Raw genomic sequence first — 763 nt, 5'->3', positions numbered from 1 at the left:
GAAAAGTCGTTGGAATTTAATGTTCAGATATTGGGCCATCCGCAAACCAAAGCGACCACTGCAGTGCTTAACATTACGTTGAGTAACTTAATTCGCAACGGCATTGCAGCCACGTCAGCGGGAACGATTCATATCACCATGACCGATACCACACTGTCGGTGAGAGATGAAGGTGAAGGCTTCTCTTCCGTGCCAGATGCCGAAGGCCATGGTTTGGGGCTCATGATTGTGGACGACTTATGCCGACGCTATGGCTGGCAATTCACTATTGATACACATCCTGAGGGTGGATGTGAGGCAGTGATTGACCTTTCGTCAGAGCATCATGAGGCTTGCTCAGAGTAACTTCCCCAGCGCCTAATTCAATTGAGAGGTATCTACTTTGCTCAGTATCAAACGAGCAATTCGATACCTCTTTCTAATTTCGATTGAATGAAATCTTATGCTGCAAGTGCTGCTAGTCGATTGAATGCTTGCGATGCCGATTCCGACGCGTCACACACAGAAAACATATCTTCGATAAAGTACTTCAACGCTCTAGATTCAATGGTTCGGATTGCCGCTTGCTGTTCGTCCGATAAGTAACCGTAAATGCTCGCCGCACCAAAATCGCCGAAGATCATCTCACCTTGCTCATTCACCAAAGTATTGTGCGCATACAAATCGCCATGGCACACCTTGTTGTCGTGCAGGTTATTAAACACGTCCACCATCTGCTCAACAATGGAATTGACTTGCTCGACCGGCAACGTAAAACCTTGTG

2 protein-coding genes are annotated in these 763 nt (G+C 46.9%); one reads left to right on the top strand and one right to left on the bottom strand.

The window, feature by feature from the left end; translation table 11 throughout:
- Positions 1–345 (top strand): sensor histidine kinase (locus R7Q11_RS25905; RefSeq protein WP_263857197.1); only part of this gene is annotated, 345 nt, incomplete at its 5' end.
- Positions 346–440: 95 nt separating this feature from the next.
- Here the strand turns inward: R7Q11_RS25905 and R7Q11_RS25900 are convergent.
- Positions 441–763: protein kinase domain-containing protein (locus R7Q11_RS25900; protein ID WP_225466967.1), on the bottom strand; the 323-nt coding region annotated here is incomplete at its 5' end.

Source organism: Vibrio sp. 970, assembly GCF_033339075.1.
This window is presented reverse-complemented; position numbering and strand designations above follow the sequence as displayed.